This window comes from Salinimicrobium catena (genome assembly GCF_900102915.1).
Taxonomy (GTDB): domain Bacteria; phylum Bacteroidota; class Bacteroidia; order Flavobacteriales; family Flavobacteriaceae; genus Salinimicrobium; species Salinimicrobium catena.
The window spans coordinates 1-16,092 of record NZ_FNGG01000009.1; the positions used below are offsets into that span (position 1 = coordinate 1).

Genomic DNA, 16,092 nt, shown 5'->3' on the forward strand with positions numbered 1-16,092 from the left:
ATTGTGGAATTGCTCCTTTTCCTCATCAATCTGGTACAAGTATTAGGGGAAAAACAAAAGTTAGTCGCTTAGCTCAAAAGGAAGGCAAGACTTTATTGAGTTTATGCGCAACAACAGCAATCCAATACAATCCGGAGATAAAGACTTTTTATGAGAGAAGAGTGCAAATGGGAAAAAATAAAATGAGTACAATTAACATCATCAGGAACAAGTTATTAGCGCGAGCCTTTGCTGTCATTAAGAGAGGAACTCCTTATGTCAATACAATGAAATTTGCCTCCTGAAAATAAAAAAAACTATAATAAATAATTTGCTTTAACCATAGGATACAGGCAGGCTCGAACTGACAACTCAAAGTATTATTCCAGTTGCTGCAGTTTTTCTGCAGCCAATTCATTCTCCGGTTCAAGCTCCTGTACCTTTCGGTAATTTTTTAATGCCATTTGATCATGGCCTGCATCTTCATGCGCTTTGGCCAATTCAAGATAAGCCCGTACAGAATTGGGAAATCTTGCTGCCGTGTACTCAAATATTTTCATTCCCTCTTCCTGCCTGTCCATCTGCAACAGCCATTCGCCGGTTTCAAGCAGTTCTTCTTCCTCCTGCTCAAAATTGAAAATATCAGACTGGTTTTTCCTGATCTCTTTCAGAAAATCGATTCCTGAATCATATCCTTCATGGAAGATCTTTGCCCGCAGACTGAGTTCTATGGACCTTTTAGGGATCTGGAATTCATTTCCTCTCAAAATGGCATCTATGGCATTGATGTGATCTCCCAGTTCGTTGCACCTGTTGTTGGTCAGCAAAATGATGGTATACCCGGGATCAGGGATCCAGGCCATCAGGGCTTCAAAATTATCGCTCTGCCCGTGGTGATAGCGAATCTGCAGGTTACCTTTATCATAAACACTATGTCCCAGAGGAGACTGTACAGAAGGATTTAAACTTTCCGAAAGTTCTGCCAGGCTTTCACTGCTTATGAGCTTTCCCGAATTAAGGCATTTCACCCATTTAAACAAGTCTTCAGTGGTCGTAGCTATCCATCCGCTCATGTAGGTATCCAGGTCATCCTGTACAAAGGCTTCATCAAAAGAGCGGGTGAAACGCGGAGTTTCTTCGGAAGGGTCAATGACTGTATTTCTCATTCCGCAGGGCCGCAGCATCCTTGTCTCAACAAAGGCCGCATAGCTCATTCCTGAAACTTTTTCTATGATCCGCTTCCGCAGAAAAACATTTGTATTATTGTAAACGTATTCACTTCCAGGATCAAATTTCAGCTCTCTCAGCCCTTTTAAATACTGCCAAACCTCTGCATCGGTACGTACATTATTATAATCAGGATTGGGGATCCCGCTGCTATATTGCAGCAAATTCTTCACGCTTATGGCATCTGCCCATTCCGGTAACTGCGGAAAAAAAGCGCTCAGCCGGTCATCAAGAGAAAGCCTCCCCTCCTCCTTGAGGATCATAATTCCGGTACCGTCAAATTCTTTTGAAACCGAACCTATGTTAAATCTCGCTTCCGTATTAAGAGGCTTGTTGCCGGAAGCATCTGCCTGACCGACTGCCCGGTGATAGATCACCTTCCCGTTTTCGGCCACCAAAGCATTGCCATTAAATATTCCGCGCCTGTGCGACTCCTGTAGTAAAGAATCAAGGAGCTCAGCTTTTGTGAGTGATGTTGAATGCTGGGCGATCAAAAAATTGCTGAATAAAAGAAGGATAAATGTGCTTAAAGTCTTCATAAGTTGTTGGTTATACTTTAAAGACGAACTACCCCAAAATCTGTTACAAAATGCGGAATAACAACTTGGATGTTTCGAAATCTGTAATCTAAGGTAAGTCTGCCTTCAATTCGCTACGGCAGGTAAAAAATTGGAATTTTCACCCTATGATCTTGAATTAAATCTTCAGCGAAGCTCTGAATCCTCTCGCCGCATAATAAGATTCTGCTCCGTTATGGTAAATGAACACCCTTCCGAAGCGCCGATCCCCGAAGATGGCCCCGCCCAGTTTTCTGATACCTGCAGGAGTTTCTAACCAGCTGGAAGTTTTTGTATCAAATTTACCAAGCTGCTGCAGTTGCTTGTATTGCTCCTCTGTCAGCAGCTCCACGCCCATTTCTTCAGCCATTTCTACAGCGCTGTGTTTTGGTTTGAACTTCTTTCTCGACTCCAGGGCCTTCCGGTCATAGCACAGGCTTCGCCGCCCCTTAGGACTTTCAGCAGCACAGTCAAAAAAGACCAGCTCCCCGGTCTTCTCATCCCACTTCACCACATCGGGTTCTCCGCCCGTCCTCTCCATCTCGTTGAGTGCCCACAGTTTTTCGGGTGCAGCCTCCAGTAGCCGGGCAGCGACCCGCTCCCATTCCAGGCTTTTGTGTCGGTCTTTGTTTTTCTCGAATCGTGTTTCTAACTTTTCAGATAGTTCGTCGAGCACTGAGGGAGAAAGCTTCTTTCTAGCAGATGTAGCCATAGGGAAGAATTTTGCTTCTTTAAAAATAGTGAAAAATGAGAAGTTTGCCTCTGTTCTCGATTCACCTTTTCACCTGCGGTGCGGGCTGAAAAGCCACCCGAACTGACGGCAGATCGGCTCTTTCGGCAGAAGACCTTTTCTTTTCAAGGAACAATCCCATCTGTTCGAGCCTGCCTGTAGATTCCGACAGGTCTACTCCTCCACTTCTTCCAGGATCTCCCGGGTTAGCTCTAGCACTTCTGTTAGGCTATTTGTGGAAACTATATGTTGATTGGTCTTAAGGCCTGTGACTCCGTTGAATTGAGCAGCCAATTCCTTTGGTTTAGAGTTCTGCCAGATATCCTTGCTTAGAGAACCCTTTTTTATAGTAGTAGTGGGAAGGTTCATGCTATAATTCATAGAATAAGCTCCAATATACGTCTGGTAAAGTTGAGACGCCCATTCCATGGTCTGGTTCGTCTCCTTTTGATATTTGTTCAGCTCATTCAGGGACTCGGTCAGCTCCCGGTCGAGTAGATCGATATCTCCTGTAGCTATTAGGGCAGTGTAGGTGCTGTTGCTGAAACTGAAATTGGGTTGGATATAAGGATCAAGTTCATAGCGGGCGATCTTGACCAGAGTATCTACCGTAGCATCTGGATGCGATAATCTTTTCTGAAAAGCTGTTAGCTCCGCCAGCTTTTCTTCCTCATAGTCCAGCCTGTGCCTTAGCGCAGAAACATCCTCCTTAAGATCGGTTACCAGGGCCTTCACGTAATTATCCCGAAGCCTTTCCTTCTTCCGGTTCTCGTTCCAGGTATTTATCTGCAAAGCCAGCAGGATCCCAACTACCACCAGGATGATCTCTCCTATAGCGTAGAAAAAATAATTTCTGATCCTTTTGTTCTTAAGTAAGTGCTTTCTAACTCTTCTGAAGATCTTCATAAGTGTCACATTATTAGCGATTTTCTCTACAGCTTTCTTAAAGATAAATAAAATCGTAGATCTTGCTAAAATGCACTTCCCCAAGCCAATAGATCGGTTTCACTATTATATTGGATAAGGTGAATGAAATCTATAGGGAACGACGGGCTTCTATTTTCGCCTCTGTTCTCGATACGATCCCTCCTACGCCGGGATCACTCGAACTGACGGCAAGGAGTTTTCGACCGGAAACATTTTTAAGCAGCATTGCTGTTAGTTCCTGGAATGTTTATCTGTTGTTTATTTTTCAGCACTCTTCAGCCTAAGAAAACGTGCGGCATTATTATAGAAGATATCCTGTTTTTGCTCTGCGGACAAAAACGGTGCCTGCTGAATGGCTTCTACTGCAGCACCGATCTTGTCGGGCCAGACCATTTGGTCTGAGCCAAACAAGATCCTTTTGCCGAGCCCGGCGCGTACAAATTTTTCCAGGTGATCATAAAAGGCTGCACGCGGGATCACCCAGGTGATGGTAGACACATCTGCATATAGCTGCGGATACTGATACATCATGGCGATCATTTCTTCAGCATAGGGATAGCCGGCATTTTCAACGAACAACCTCAGCTTCGGATATTTTTTAAGCACATCTTCCAGCAGTAAAGGATTACCGGCAGCCGACCTAAAATGAGGTGTGTAAGGCCCAATTCCCAAAGTGTGAATAAGTACCGGAAGGTCACGTTCTTCAGCCAGTTTAAAATAAGGATCCATCGCAGGATCATTGGGAGCAATCCCACTTAGCTGCACCCCAATTTCTCCCATTGCGGTAAATCTATCCTGTTCGTATTCCTGCTTCAGTTTCTTAAGGTGAGCCTCCCCCGGTTCCAGAATAAAAGGGGATGCAATAAAACGATCTGGAGCAGACCTCTTCCATTCCTGCACGGCTGCCCAATCAACCCCACTCAAAAAAGCTTTTTCAATATTAAGGCTGTCCATTTTTTCAATGGTACGGTTCAGGAGCTCACCTGAGTTTACGATTGCCCTACCGTCGCCTTCACAGGGTGCTGGTCGGCAAAGGGAAGGGATCCCCGGCGGTACCTCATGGGGAAGTCCGGTGTGCATGTGCATATCTATGATGGGGCCGGAATATTTTTCCGAAGTTTCAACCTGAGAGGTGTCCTGCCCTAGTACGTTTCCGGAATGAAGCGTAAAAATTGCCAGAAACCCCAGTAAGAAGAGATCGGTTTTCATAGCAAAAGGATTTTAAACACCTGTAAAGTTACTGAAAATCAATATTTTAAATATGAAATAAACAGAAAAAAGGCAGTGCTTTCCTAGAAACCTTTTTCCGGAGGGAATTAATCTTTTCCCCGATATGCCGGTTCTTTTTGAAGAAACTCCTTAACTTTTTCATTCAGATCGACCCTGGCCCCGCTGAAGACAAAGATGCGTGTTCTGTATTCCCTGGAAAAAGGATTCTCAATAGAATCGGCCAGTTCCGCGGAATCAAAAAAAGGACCAACAGTGTTCAATTCCTCCTCCTCTTCAGTATAGATTTTTACCCTGATAAGATTGAGATACGGCCGCTCAAGATCGAACCAGTTCACATAATCGGCATTAAAGGAAACCGCTTTCAGATCCTGTTCTGTATAAAAATTTATTGCCCCGGCCTGCCCGTAATTATCCGTAATGACCAGCGTCTGTTCAGGATTTGAAAGGCCATTGTAAACGGAATCGACTTTTTTAGCCAGTTCCTTCCACCCCAGCATGTCGGCAAAATCCTGGGGCAACCGGTGATCCTGTCCATCTTCCCAGCGAAGCAATCCCAGCTTTTCATATTTTTCAGGATGGGCGGCTATTTCCTGCGGATGCCTGTTCGGAAAAGCGACATCATATAAAGGAAGAAAAAGCAGCACCGGAAAAAGCAAAGCGGCCGGCCGCATATATCTTTTTTGACCTGATACCAGCAGCTGTTCCAGGTATACCGCACCAAAAGTTATGTAAACGGGGTATAGCCCCATGGCGTAATAATCTTTTGCCTTAAAGATCAAGAAGATGACCAGGGTAAAGACAAAAGCCCACAGGAATGCCCGGTACTTGTCAAATGCTTTCCAGGCGATCAAAGCGTAAAGACCTGCAATGATCACGAAAACTCCTCCGGCAAAGAATAGCAGTTGGGATCGTAGAAAATCCCATCTGTTGACATTGTTCAACTGATTTTCTGAAAGTTCCTTTAAATGATGCACTACCGGAAAGTCATTAGTATACTGCCATAAAAGATTGGAAAGAATGAGAACCGTGCCCAATAGAAGGGCCCAATAAAACTCTTTTCTCATAAACATTTTTCGGTGCGGGGTAAGCAGAATGGCGGGAAACAAACCCAGCAGTAAAAAAACAATATTGTACTTATTGAGAAAGCCCAGAGCAAAAACAGCGGCTGCTGCAAAAAGCCATTTTGGCCTTTTATCCTGGAAGTATTTAATAATGACAAAATAGAAAGATGCCCAGCACAACACGTCAAAAGAATTGGGCTGGTAGAGCGTATTCATCCTCAAAAGCGCCGAAAATAACACTGCGGCAGCACCAAGGCTGAGGGCGAAGAGGTTCCCTCCCAGTGCCCTGATCGTTTTCCATACCACCAGAATGGTGAGAGCTCCAAAGAGGGCCGGAAAGAACTTTACCCAGAAAACTGAATTTCCCAGCATATCGATCAAACTTGAGGTCCAGGAGATGAACGGCGGCACAGACTGATATCCCCAGGCCAGATGTTTTCCCAGGTCGAGATGGAGAAATTCGTCCCGGTGCAGTTCATATTCCGGAGCGATAAGTGAATACTGAAGTACAAACTTCAGGGCAAGGAACCCTGTCAGGACAAGCTTGTTGCGAATCGAGTTGCTCATTCCACAAAGGCAGTGCTTTCTGCTGCCCGTTTTTATAAGAAATAAAGATAGATGATTTTCTTCAACAATTTAAAGTCGTCATACAGAGTGACAAATTGTAGCCGTCAATTCGAGCCTGCCTGGCGGCAGACAGGTGATTTTGCGAAACCCGATTGTCATCCAGAGCGAACCGAAGGGAAGCAAAGATGCTGTTATAAGGTTGCAGCAGAGTTTCAGAGGCATCAGGAAAATCCCCCTTTAAAGGTATTGAACCGGAAAAGGGTTTAATATAGATTTGGTTGAACTAATTAACTAAAATTTAATTATTTATGAAAAAAAGAAATACTCTGCTAGTTACTGTTCTTTTCTTTATTACTGCGGCCACTTCATTCGCGCAGACGAATTGGAACAATTGGGCTCCACTAGACAGTAAAGACGGTATAGATCTTCAGTACAGATTCGGTTGGTATGAATCTTATGACGGGCAAAAGAACACCGAATTACAAATAAAGGCCTATAATACCCGAAACAAAAAGGTAATGGTCAACTTTGATAAAATCCGTTTTTCAAACGGCACGACAGATTACGGAGGTAATCTTCTTTATGCTCACCAGGACTCTTATACCTTCACGTTTAGAACCAAAGGATCGGTTGATAGGTTCACAGGGGACTGGACAGTCGAATACTACGAATGAACCAACCGGAGTTTAATAAGAACAATTTAATTTTGAGAATTTATGCGGGGAACTGAAGTAACAACTTCATTAGCCCCGCATTTTTCTATTTATACAAGCAAAAAAGCTCTCAAGAGTGAAGGTCTTTCAAATTCAGATTGCTGAAGCAGCCGCAAAGTCGGGTGACTTTGCCAAGCAGAGGATCTTTACGAAGGCATTTACTCCTTTTCGATCTCATACACTACGCACTTCTGCAGTTCGGGAGAATCCTGCAGTTTAGGATGGTCGAATTCGCTTGCCTTCTTCATCCCGATCTTTTGCATGACCAGTTCTGACCTGTGGTTTTGTTTTGGGCAGGTGGAGATCACCTTCTCCAGCTGCAGGTCTTCAAAAGCGAATTGCAGGCACCTTTTCGCGCCTTCGGTGGCATAGCCTTTTCCCCAGGCGCTTCTTTTAAGCCGCCAGCCAATATCTGTGGCGGGAGTGAAAGGAGCTGCATAGGACTGGAAAGCCAGGCCTATGAAGCCAATAAACTCTCTGCTTTCCAAAACCTCAGCAGCAAAGTAGCAGTAGCCGTGCTTCGCATAATGTTTGAACAAACGGTCAAGGAATTCTGCCGACTCTTCCCTGCTTAAGGGCTTCGGAAAATGTTTCATCACCTCTTCATCTGCGTTCATGGCAGCGAATTGGTCCAGGTCATCATGTGTCCAGGATCTGAAGCCAAGTCTTTGCGAGGTGAAAAGGTAGTTATGTTCAGGCATAAAATTTTAGATTTCTTAAATAGCCGCAAAGTCAGGGACTTTGCGGAGCGGGGAATATTTTACTTTTTCGCCACTGTAGAATGGAGCAGCTGCAGTTTCCATCCTTCTTCAGTAAGAAGGGCCGTGGCACTTTCCACCCAATTCATCTCCTTCATCACCTCTCCATCCTTTCTGAATTCTGCTTTATTGAAATAGGCTACCCAGGCCATGTTTCCTGAAATTTTCACCTCTATAAAGTCAAAGGAATTTATTCGTTTCACCTCTGTGTCTTGTTTCCCTGCACTTCTTAGATAATTCCGCATCTTTTCCATATCCCAAACCTCACCTGTCTCCAGAAGCAGGAAATCTTCGGTGCAGTAGACATCGAGCGCCCTGGCATCGAGATCTGAAAATATCTCCTGAAAAGAATTGCTGATAAGATCTTTAATCTGTTCTTCTTTGCTGCTTACTGTATCCTGGCCAAGCGCCACAGTTGTAAGAAACAGGACAAGAATTTGAAAGCTTCTTTTCATGGGAAATGTTTTGGGGTTAAAAAGTCGGAATTTCTAAAGTAGTAAAAAAATCTGATGCCTAATACTAACTCAAGCCGACAGTTCGAGTCTGTCTGCCGGAAGGCGGGTGCTTTTTTGTGAAACGGAGTGAGCAAAAAAATGTATGGAGAACAAAGGCTACTGGAAGCAGACGCAAAGTTAGGAGACTTTTCGGAGCGGGGATTAAAAACATGAGATGAGTTTAAAATTATAATTCTTAGGAGGGGTTCTATTTTTCAAACCATTTCTGGAACCTGTTGAAATCCTCTTCATTTTCAGCAAGCCAGGTTGCAGCCTCTTCCCCCTGCGAAGTGGATATATAGTAGCTGAAAGGCTCAACCAGGTCGGCCTCTGCGAAATCAGCGAACATAGGCACATAGAATTCCCACCAGAAACCTTTATTATCTCCTTTCATATCTCCTAAGATTCCAAATACCGATCTATTGGTTTCGGTAAATCGTTCCAGTTCACTTTTATCTTCGTTTTCCGGTATCGTGCTGGCAGCCTTATTCAGACTAAGCATCATTTCCGCAGCTCCAAAATCTGAATCTGCACTTAGGTCGAGTGATACATTTATGTTGGTTGGCGAGGTGCGTTCTACCCCAAGATCCATATAAGATTTTAACCTTTCATATTCAGTTACAGATCTTTCTGAATTCGGCTCTAACAGCAGAAAATAATACAACGGAAGCATGGCTTTGATCCTTTCGCCTTTAATATCCATAATCTCACTTAACAGCAGGTGACTGCTCCCATGAGAAGGATTATGATCGATGGCCTTTAAGATGGCTTCGTAAGCCTAATCGACCTTATCAACTTTCAGGCAGGTTAGCGCATAATTGTAACTAAGCAGGTAGTGATCAAACTCCTTCATCGCCTCTTCATAGACTTTAATAGCCTTTTTTCGTTTCCCTAGCATGTCTAAGGCATTGCCAAGCATGACGTAGTTCAGCAACTGGTTATCTGTTTCCAGGTCAATGGCCTTTTCGCTGTACTTGACCGCGCTTTTGTAATCTCCTTTTAAAAAATAGGAATAGGCGATCTCGTAATGGGCCGTGCCGGAATTTGGTTCGAGCTCCAGGGCTTTTTCATATTCTTTTATGGCGTTCTCGAAATTCCCGGCATCATGCAGGGCGATCCCTTTTTCTATGTACTGGTCGAAGCTGGTTTCCTGGGAAACACCCGGCAGGGCAAAACAACAGAATAGCAACAGAAGTAATGTTTTTTTCATGGGTTAAGTTTTGGTTTCAAGGTTCGAAAATGCAAAGTCAGGAGACTTTGCGGAGCCAGATTTTTAATTAGATTCCACCGCTTTTAAAATGCGACCGTCTTTAAGTTTCCACTCAGTCAAACCGTTGGCACTCCTTCCCATAACAATGGCAGCTGCTGCGGACGGGCTGGAAAACAAATGATCTTCTATTAAAACGAATTTATTATTTACCTCAACAATAATGTTATCGTCAATTAAGCTTTGCCTAAATTTTACCCAATTCTGAGGAAAAGAGTTGGTAATAGTACTTGCTATTTCTGAATCTTTTAAAACCACGAAACCTTCATTGGTCATTTGTCCTTTTGCGTTCGCTCCTCTTGCGGCGTTAATGTAAAAGGTGTTGTTAATTTGTTCTTCAACAGTTTGGTCTTTTCTCAGCTCTTCAAAAATTTTATATCCCAATGCGTTTACCAGCAGCCGAATATTCTCCAGAAATTCTTCCATCTCTGCCTGGTCAGATTCTGAAATTGTAGACCGTGGTGGAACATTGCCATTTTCCAGATCGTAACGATTTACTTTTACTGCAATTTCGTGCAACCTGCTTTCTAGATATTTAATATGGGCTTTGTTCAGGTTTTCATCTTTGCTCACAAAAACCAAAGCTTCATTCCAGAAGTCTTTTTGGGAAAGATGCTGGCAAGTTCTTTGTTCTCTGATTTATCAGACTTTCCAATGAGAATATAAATGCCGGTATTTTCCAGTTCCGACCGATCTGAAGACTCTTTGATTTTTTTCCGTGGAATCTTTAGTGCCTTTCCAGTCCAATTCGATAATTCACAGGTCATCCGGCCATTTGGCTCCCCGTCCACCAAAAATATTTTTATAGTCTTACCGAAGTTCTTCATATTTGTTTTTTAAATACAGGGAAATTTGTTAAAAATAACATAATTTTCCTACAAAACAGCTTCCTCAAAAAGAAACTTTTTAAACCCACCTCTTCCCTTACAGCTACTTAGCAAGAAACCTCAAAAATTCCCTATATTTAGCGCTCTTAAAATTTTAACATCTATGAGCTGTAGAAACCTGCTGGCATTAATGCTCTTAATGGCCACCTCTGCCCTGTTCGCGCAGGAAAAAGAAAAGAAAGACAAATGGGATGTTTCAGACCCCTATACCGATGACTGGAACATCAACGAAGTTCCCCTCAAGACCGATGAAGGTACCTGGATGAACCTGGACGTGAGCCCTGATGGGTCAAAGATCGTATTCGACCTTTTGGGAGACATCTACATCATGCCTGCAAAAGGCGGAAAAGCCACGGCGCTTCGCAGCGGGATGGCCTACGAGGTGCAGCCGCGCTTCAGCCCTGACGGTACAAAGATCTCCTTTACCAGCGACGCCGGCGGCGGCGACAACATCTGGGTGATGAACCCCGACGGCTCTGACGCCAAACAGATCACAGAAGAGAACTTCCGCCTGCTTAACAACGCCGAGTGGACGGCTGACGGGAATTCCATCATTGCCCGAAAGCACTTTACCAGCGGCCGCTCCCTTGGAGCCGGCGAGATGTGGCAGTACCACATAGCAGGAAAAGGCGGCTTGCAGCTTACCGAGAGAAAGAACGACCAGCAGGACGTGAACGAACCTGCTGTCTCTCCCGACGGGCGTTACCTGTACTACAGCGAAGACATGTACCCTGGCGGGTACTTCCAATACAACAAAGACCCTAACAAGCAGATCTACGTGATCAAGCGTTACGACCTGCAGACCGGAGAAAACCAAACCATCACCGGTGGTCCCGGCGGGGCGGCACGTCCGCAGATCTCTCCTGACGGAAAGAAATTAGCTTTCGTAAAAAGGATCAGGACCAAGTCGGTTCTGTACGTACACGACCTGGAGACCGGCGAGGAATGGCCGGTGTACGACCAGCTGAGCAAAGATCAGCAGGAAGCCTGGGCCATCTTCGGAGTATATCCCGGCTTCAGCTGGATGCCGAACAACAAGGACATCGTCATCTGGAGCGAAGGCAAGATCAGGAAGATCGATACCAAAGACTTCACTTCCGAAGTCATTCCTTTTTCCGTAGAGAACAACATTCAAATAGCCGAAACTCATCGTGCGAAGACCGAAGTATTTTCCGAAGAGTTCAATCCGAAAGTGATCCGTCACGCGGTGACTTCACCTGACGGGAAGACGCTTGTGTTCAACGCTGTTGGTTACCTCTACAAAAAGAGCCTTCCCAACGGGAAGCCTGAAAGGATCAGCAAAGACAAGAATTTCGAATTCGAACCTGCTTTTTCACCTGACGGGAAAGAGATCGTGTACGTGACCTGGGACGACCAGGACCTGGGAAGCATCAGGAAAGTGAGCCTGAACGGCAGGAATCCGCAGACGCTGACCTTTGAAAAAGGCATTTACAGGAATCCGGCTTTCTCTAACAGCGGCGACAAGATCGTGTATGTGAAGGAAAAAGGAAATTCAGACCAGGGACAGAGCTTTTCAAAGGAGCCGGGGATCTACACCATGAGCGCTTCGGGAGAGAATGTCAAGAAACTTACCAAAGAAGGCGACTTCCCCATGTTCAGCAAAAACGATGACCGCATCCTGTACCAGACCGGGGGGATGTTCTTCGGGAGCCTTACCAAAAACCTGAAAAGTGTTGACCTCAACGGGCACGATGAACGCACCCACATCAAGTCGAAACACGCGAACCGCCTGGTGCCGAGTCCGGACAATAAGTGGATCGCCTTCACCAACCTGCACCAGGGATATATCGCGCCTTTCGTGATGACGGGGCAGACCATTGATCTGGATGACAAGACCAAGGCTTTCCCGGTGACGCAGATCACCAAAGATGCAGGGATGAGCCTGCACTGGTCTAAAGACAGCAAAAACGTGCACTGGACCTTAGGGGAAGAATATTTCACCAATAAAGTGGCCGAGAAATTCACCTTTTTGAAGAACTCACCAGACTCCATCGCCCCTATCTCCGAAAAAGGGATCAAAGTGGGCTTGAAACTGGAGGCTGACAAACCTGAAGGAAGCATCGCCTTCACCAACGCCCGCCTTATCACCATGAACGGCGACGAGGTGATCGAGAACGGAACCGTGGTGGTGAAAGAGAACAGGATTGTTGCCGTGGGAGCAGCTAATGAAGTGGATGTTCCCAAAAACGCAAAAGTCATCGACGCTTCCGGAAAAACCATCATGCCGGGGATCGTGGATGCGCATGCGCACATTGGCGCTTTTAGATACGGACTCACTCCTCAGAAGCACTGGCCGGCGTATGCCAACCTGGCTTTTGGAGTAACTACCGCCCATGATCCTTCAGCTTTGAGCGAGACCGTCTTCGGAATGTCTGAACTCATCAAGAGCGGAGAAATGGTTGGTCCGAGATTGTTCTCTACCGGGATCATCCTGTACGGGGCCGAAGGGGATTTCAAGGCGGAAATAAACAGCCTGGAAGACGCGAAGTCGGCCTTGAGAAGAACCAAGGCTTTCGGAGCGAATTCCGTAAAGAGTTACAACCAGCCGCGCCGTGAGCAGCGTCAGCAGGTGATGCAGGCCGCCAAAGAACTAGACATGAACGTGGTACCCGAAGGCGGAAGTACCTTTTTCCATAACATGAGCATGATCGTGGACGGACATACAGGAATCGAGCACAATATTCCGGTGGCTCCTGTGTACAAGGATATCAAGACCCTGTGGAGCAACAGCTCTACCGGCTACACCCCTACCCTCATCGTAAACTACGGCGGGATCAACGGGGAATACTACTTTTATGAAAAGGACAAGGTTTGGGAGAACGAAAGGCTGCTGAACTTCACTCCGCGCGCCATAGTGGATTCCCGTTCAAGACACCGCACCATGCTGCCGGAAGAGGAGTATGATAACGGGCCTGTGCTGGTTTCGAGAACCGCGAAAGCCCTTACCGATGAAGGCGTGAAGGTGAACCTTGGCGCCCACGGACAGCTGCAGGGGCTTGGGGCTCACTGGGAGCTATGGTTGCTGCAAATGGGAGGCATGACCAACATGGAAGCCCTGCAGGCCGCGACCATCAACGGGGCTAACTACCTTGGAATGGAAACCGAGATAGGCTCCCTCGAAGAAGGAAAACTGGCCGATCTTTTAGTGCTGGAGGAGAATCCGCTGGAGGACATCCGCAATTCCGAAAGCATACAGTACACCATGATCAACGGCCGACTGTTCGACGCCGAGACCATGAACGAGGTAGGAAACCATCCTGAAGAAAGAGGTGAGTTCTACTGGGAAAATGCCAAATACAATGAAGCCTTTCCATGGCACGAGGAAACCCAAAGCTTTACCGCACCGGGATGCACCTGTCATGCGACGCATAATTAGTATTGAGTAGTTAGTATTGAGAATTGAGTAAAAGCCGGGATCCTGATGGGTCCCGGCTTTTGTTTTTAAAGGCACAAAGTCAGGAGACTTTGCGAAACTACTAGTAATTGCTCCGCGAAGTCTATTGCTCGGCGAAGTCTCCCGACTTCGCGGCTCCTGAAACTCCTGGTAAACGATATCTTAATGAAGTCTCCTGACTTTTAAATCCTCTTTATTTCGATCCTTCTTTTCTTTAACTTTAAGTAAAACATTTTCTTGTGAAAGAAGGTTACACCATCAAAGATCAAAGCAAAGCTCATTTCCTCACAGCCACAGTAGTAGATTGGATCGATATCTTCAGCAGACAAAATTATCGAGACTGTATTATTGATAGTCTTTCATATTGCATCAGTAATAAAGGAATGATATTGTACGGATATGTCATTATGTCCAACCATATCCACCTGATAATTCAATCTGAAAAGGGTGAGCTATCAAATCTTCTGCGGGATTTTAAAAAATTTACTGCAACCAAGATTCTGGATCTTATCAAAAATACTCCTGAAAGCAGAAGAGAATGGATTCTGGAGCGATTCCAAAAAGCTACTTTTACTCACAACAGAAATAAGAATTATCAGGTATGGCAGTACGGGAATCATGCAGAAGAGATCTACACTGAAAAATTTTTGTGGTCAAAATTGAATTACATTCACCTGAATCCTGTTCGTGCCGGACTTGTAGCTAGGGCATCAGATTATTTGTATTCCAGTGCATCCAACTATGTACATGGAAAAGGTATTTTGAAGTCTGTTCATTTAGCTGATAATCCTGTACAAGATGTTTTAAAAAGCTGGACAGTTATGAGATATCATAATTATTAAAATATCTAAAAAAACAAAGTCAAAGACTTTGAGAAGATTGAATTTCATTCTGAATACTAAAGCGCAAAGTCAGGAGACTTTGCGCAGCTTCCAGCAGCTTCGGAAGAAGTGCTCTGCGAAGTCTCCTGACTTCGCAAATCCTGCAAGGAGAAATCTCTGAATCAGAAAAATGTATCTTTGGCCAAAATTTTGAATAAGGAATTTTTAATCCTGAATTTTAACCTTTGCAGACTCTCGTCCATTACTCCCTCCACTTCCTCGCCATAGGATTGATCGCTTACCTGTATGACAGCAAGAACTGGAAAAGAAACTGGCTCATCCTGCTGGCGACCATGGCGGTGGACCTGGACCATTTGCTGGCAGACCCCATTTTTCATCCCGGGCGCTGCAGCATAGGTTTTCATTACCTGCATTCCTTTTATGTGATCCCTTTTTACTTTGTGGGCGCGGCATTTCTGAAAAGATCGATCTGGAAGCTGATCCTGATAGGCCTGGCCTTCCACATGTTCACCGATTTTGTGGATTGTCTGTGGATGTTCGGGGAATGTGGCGAATGTGAGATCCCGGAATTTTTCAGCTATTTTTCACGCTAAGAATATTCTTACTTATTAAAACTTAATCGGTTAAAAAAGAAGGTTTTAGTCTACCTGAAATTGATTTCATCCTGATTTTTCGGCAGAAATAAAACGAATTCGGTTTTCATATGATAGCCTAATTCCTGTATATTTACCTCGGTGAAAATTCACCCATTCCAAGTAAAGTCAGCCAAAAAATCAACAGAGTTATGCACGTAGCCATTGCGGGAAACATAGGTGCGGGAAAGACCACCCTTACCAAATTATTAGCCAAACATTTTGACTGGGAGGCGCAGTTCGAAGATGTACTGGAAAACCCGTATCTGGAAGATTTTTACAATAAAATGGAACGCTGGTCTTTCAACCTGCAGATCTACTTTTTGAACAGCAGATTTCGCCAGATCCTGGACATCAGGGAAAGCGGAAGGTCCATCATTCAAGACCGCACAATTTATGAGGATGCGCACATTTTCGCACCCAACCTTCACGCCATGGGGCTTATGACCAACCGCGACTACGAAAACTACAAATCCCTGTTCGATCTCATGGAAAGCGTGGTGAAAGGTCCGGACCTGCTCATCTACCTTAGAAGCAGCATCCCTAACCTGGTCTCACAGATCCACAAGCGCGGGCGTGATTACGAGAATTCAATTTCCATCGATTACCTCAGTCGCCTGAACGAAAGGTACGAAGCCTGGATCCATAACTACAACAAAGGAAACCTGCTCATCATTGACGTGGATAATATCAACTTTGTTGACAACCCAGAAGATCTTGGGAACATCATCACACGAGTGGATGGGGAACTGCACGGGCTGTTTAAGTAGATTTTAGAGGTTAAATCTTAGACGATAGATTTGAGA

At 45.0% G+C, this 16,092-nt stretch carries 16 protein-coding genes; 6 read left to right on the forward strand and 10 right to left on the reverse strand.

What is annotated here, in order from left to right; translation table 11 throughout:
• The coding region (locus BLS64_RS12970; protein ID WP_143019322.1) for a transposase at positions 1 to 284 on the forward strand (284 nt) is incomplete at its 5' end.
• 75 nt (positions 285 to 359) lie between these two features.
• Here BLS64_RS12970 and BLS64_RS12975 read toward each other — a convergent pair.
• The 5 genes from BLS64_RS12975 to BLS64_RS12995 all read right to left on the reverse strand — a co-directional run bounded on the left by BLS64_RS12975 (position 360) and on the right by BLS64_RS12995 (position 6,278).
• Positions 360 to 1,745 carry a serine hydrolase domain-containing protein gene (locus tag BLS64_RS12975; protein ID WP_093114147.1) on the reverse strand — a complete coding sequence of 462 codons (1,386 nt, stop codon included), beginning with the start codon at positions 1,743 to 1,745 and terminating at the stop codon, positions 360 to 362.
• Positions 1,746 to 1,902: 157 nt separating this feature from the next.
• Entirely contained in the window at positions 1,903 to 2,475 is a 573-nt protein-coding gene (locus BLS64_RS12980) for a DUF4256 domain-containing protein (RefSeq protein ID WP_093114146.1), read from the reverse strand.
• A gap of 192 nt (positions 2,476 to 2,667) precedes the next feature.
• Positions 2,668 to 3,399 carry a DUF6090 family protein gene (locus BLS64_RS12985; RefSeq protein WP_143019323.1) on the reverse strand — a complete coding sequence of 244 codons (732 nt, stop codon included), beginning with the start codon at positions 3,397 to 3,399 and terminating at the stop codon, positions 2,668 to 2,670.
• Between the two features lie 279 nt (positions 3,400 to 3,678).
• Positions 3,679 to 4,629 carry an amidohydrolase family protein gene (locus BLS64_RS12990; RefSeq protein ID WP_093114143.1) on the reverse strand — a complete coding sequence of 317 codons (951 nt, stop codon included), beginning with the start codon at positions 4,627 to 4,629 and terminating at the stop codon, positions 3,679 to 3,681.
• A gap of 107 nt (positions 4,630 to 4,736) precedes the next feature.
• Positions 4,737 to 6,278, reverse strand: coding sequence for a glycosyltransferase family 39 protein (locus tag BLS64_RS12995; protein ID WP_093114142.1), 1,542 nt, complete (start codon positions 6,276 to 6,278; stop codon positions 4,737 to 4,739).
• Positions 6,279 to 6,586: 308 nt separating this feature from the next.
• Here BLS64_RS12995 and BLS64_RS13000 point away from each other — a divergent pair, with 308 nt between their 5' ends.
• Complete coding sequence (locus tag BLS64_RS13000) at positions 6,587 to 6,952, forward strand: hypothetical protein (RefSeq protein ID WP_093114141.1); 366 nt, start codon at positions 6,587 to 6,589, stop codon at positions 6,950 to 6,952.
• Positions 6,953 to 7,149: 197 nt separating this feature from the next.
• Here the strand turns inward: BLS64_RS13000 and BLS64_RS13005 are convergent, their stop codons facing one another.
• From BLS64_RS13005 to BLS64_RS13025, 5 genes are all read right to left on the reverse strand, one after another.
• A complete protein-coding gene (locus BLS64_RS13005) occupies positions 7,150 to 7,692 on the reverse strand; it encodes a GNAT family N-acetyltransferase (RefSeq protein ID WP_093114140.1) in 543 nt (180 codons plus the stop codon).
• Between the two features lie 59 nt (positions 7,693 to 7,751).
• Positions 7,752 to 8,204, reverse strand: a complete 453-nt coding sequence (locus BLS64_RS13010; RefSeq protein WP_093114139.1) for a nuclear transport factor 2 family protein — start codon at positions 8,202 to 8,204, stop codon at positions 7,752 to 7,754.
• A gap of 247 nt (positions 8,205 to 8,451) precedes the next feature.
• Positions 8,452 to 8,946, reverse strand: coding sequence for a hypothetical protein (locus BLS64_RS13015; RefSeq protein ID WP_093114137.1), 495 nt, complete (start codon positions 8,944 to 8,946; stop codon positions 8,452 to 8,454).
• 75 nt (positions 8,947 to 9,021) lie between these two features.
• Positions 9,022 to 9,453 carry a tetratricopeptide repeat protein gene (locus tag BLS64_RS13020; RefSeq protein WP_093114136.1) on the reverse strand — a complete coding sequence of 144 codons (432 nt, stop codon included), beginning with the start codon at positions 9,451 to 9,453 and terminating at the stop codon, positions 9,022 to 9,024.
• A gap of 63 nt (positions 9,454 to 9,516) precedes the next feature.
• Positions 9,517 to 10,083, reverse strand: a complete 567-nt coding sequence (locus BLS64_RS13025) for a DUF4357 domain-containing protein (RefSeq protein ID WP_245693470.1) — start codon at positions 10,081 to 10,083, stop codon at positions 9,517 to 9,519.
• Positions 10,084 to 10,500: 417 nt separating this feature from the next.
• Here BLS64_RS13025 and BLS64_RS13030 point away from each other — a divergent pair, with 417 nt between their 5' ends.
• The 4 genes from BLS64_RS13030 (at position 10,501) to BLS64_RS13045 (ending at position 16,056) form a co-directional block, all read left to right on the forward strand.
• A complete protein-coding gene (locus BLS64_RS13030) occupies positions 10,501 to 13,794 on the forward strand; it encodes an amidohydrolase family protein (protein ID WP_093114135.1) in 3,294 nt (1,097 codons plus the stop codon).
• Between the two features lie 257 nt (positions 13,795 to 14,051).
• Positions 14,052 to 14,654, forward strand: a complete 603-nt coding sequence (locus BLS64_RS13035; RefSeq protein ID WP_093114133.1) for an REP-associated tyrosine transposase — start codon at positions 14,052 to 14,054, stop codon at positions 14,652 to 14,654.
• 224 nt (positions 14,655 to 14,878) lie between these two features.
• A complete protein-coding gene (locus BLS64_RS13040; protein ID WP_093114131.1) occupies positions 14,879 to 15,247 on the forward strand; it encodes a DUF6122 family protein in 369 nt (122 codons plus the stop codon).
• 191 nt (positions 15,248 to 15,438) lie between these two features.
• Positions 15,439 to 16,056: a deoxynucleoside kinase gene (locus BLS64_RS13045; protein ID WP_093114129.1), complete on the forward strand. Its 618-nt coding sequence runs from the start codon at positions 15,439 to 15,441 to the stop codon at positions 16,054 to 16,056.
• The last annotated feature ends 36 nt before the right edge of the window (positions 16,057 to 16,092 follow it).

Excerpts from the sequence above, each read along its gene's own strand:
- BLS64_RS12995 (WP_093114142.1), bottom strand. The coding sequence starts at position 6,278 with ATGAGCAACTCGATTCGCAACAAGCTTGTCCTGACAGGGTTCCTTGCC.
- BLS64_RS12985 (WP_143019323.1), bottom strand. The coding sequence starts at position 3,399 with ATGAAGATCTTCAGAAGAGTTAGAAAGCACTTACTTAAGAACAAAAGG.
- BLS64_RS13005 (WP_093114140.1), bottom strand. The coding sequence starts at position 7,692 with ATGCCTGAACATAACTACCTTTTCACCTCGCAAAGACTTGGCTTCAGA.
- BLS64_RS12975 (WP_093114147.1), bottom strand. The coding sequence starts at position 1,745 with ATGAAGACTTTAAGCACATTTATCCTTCTTTTATTCAGCAATTTTTTG.
- BLS64_RS13020 (WP_093114136.1), bottom strand. The coding sequence starts at position 9,453 with ATGAAAAAAACATTACTTCTGTTGCTATTCTGTTGTTTTGCCCTGCCG.
- BLS64_RS12980 (WP_093114146.1), bottom strand. The coding sequence starts at position 2,475 with ATGGCTACATCTGCTAGAAAGAAGCTTTCTCCCTCAGTGCTCGACGAA.
- BLS64_RS13015 (WP_093114137.1), bottom strand. The coding sequence starts at position 8,946 with ATGGATATTAAAGGCGAAAGGATCAAAGCCATGCTTCCGTTGTATTAT.
- BLS64_RS13030 (WP_093114135.1), top strand. The coding sequence starts at position 10,501 with ATGAGCTGTAGAAACCTGCTGGCATTAATGCTCTTAATGGCCACCTCT.
- BLS64_RS13010 (WP_093114139.1), bottom strand. The coding sequence starts at position 8,204 with ATGAAAAGAAGCTTTCAAATTCTTGTCCTGTTTCTTACAACTGTGGCG.
- BLS64_RS13045 (WP_093114129.1), top strand. The coding sequence starts at position 15,439 with ATGCACGTAGCCATTGCGGGAAACATAGGTGCGGGAAAGACCACCCTT.
- BLS64_RS12990 (WP_093114143.1), bottom strand. The coding sequence starts at position 4,629 with ATGAAAACCGATCTCTTCTTACTGGGGTTTCTGGCAATTTTTACGCTT.
- BLS64_RS13000 (WP_093114141.1), top strand. The coding sequence starts at position 6,587 with ATGAAAAAAAGAAATACTCTGCTAGTTACTGTTCTTTTCTTTATTACT.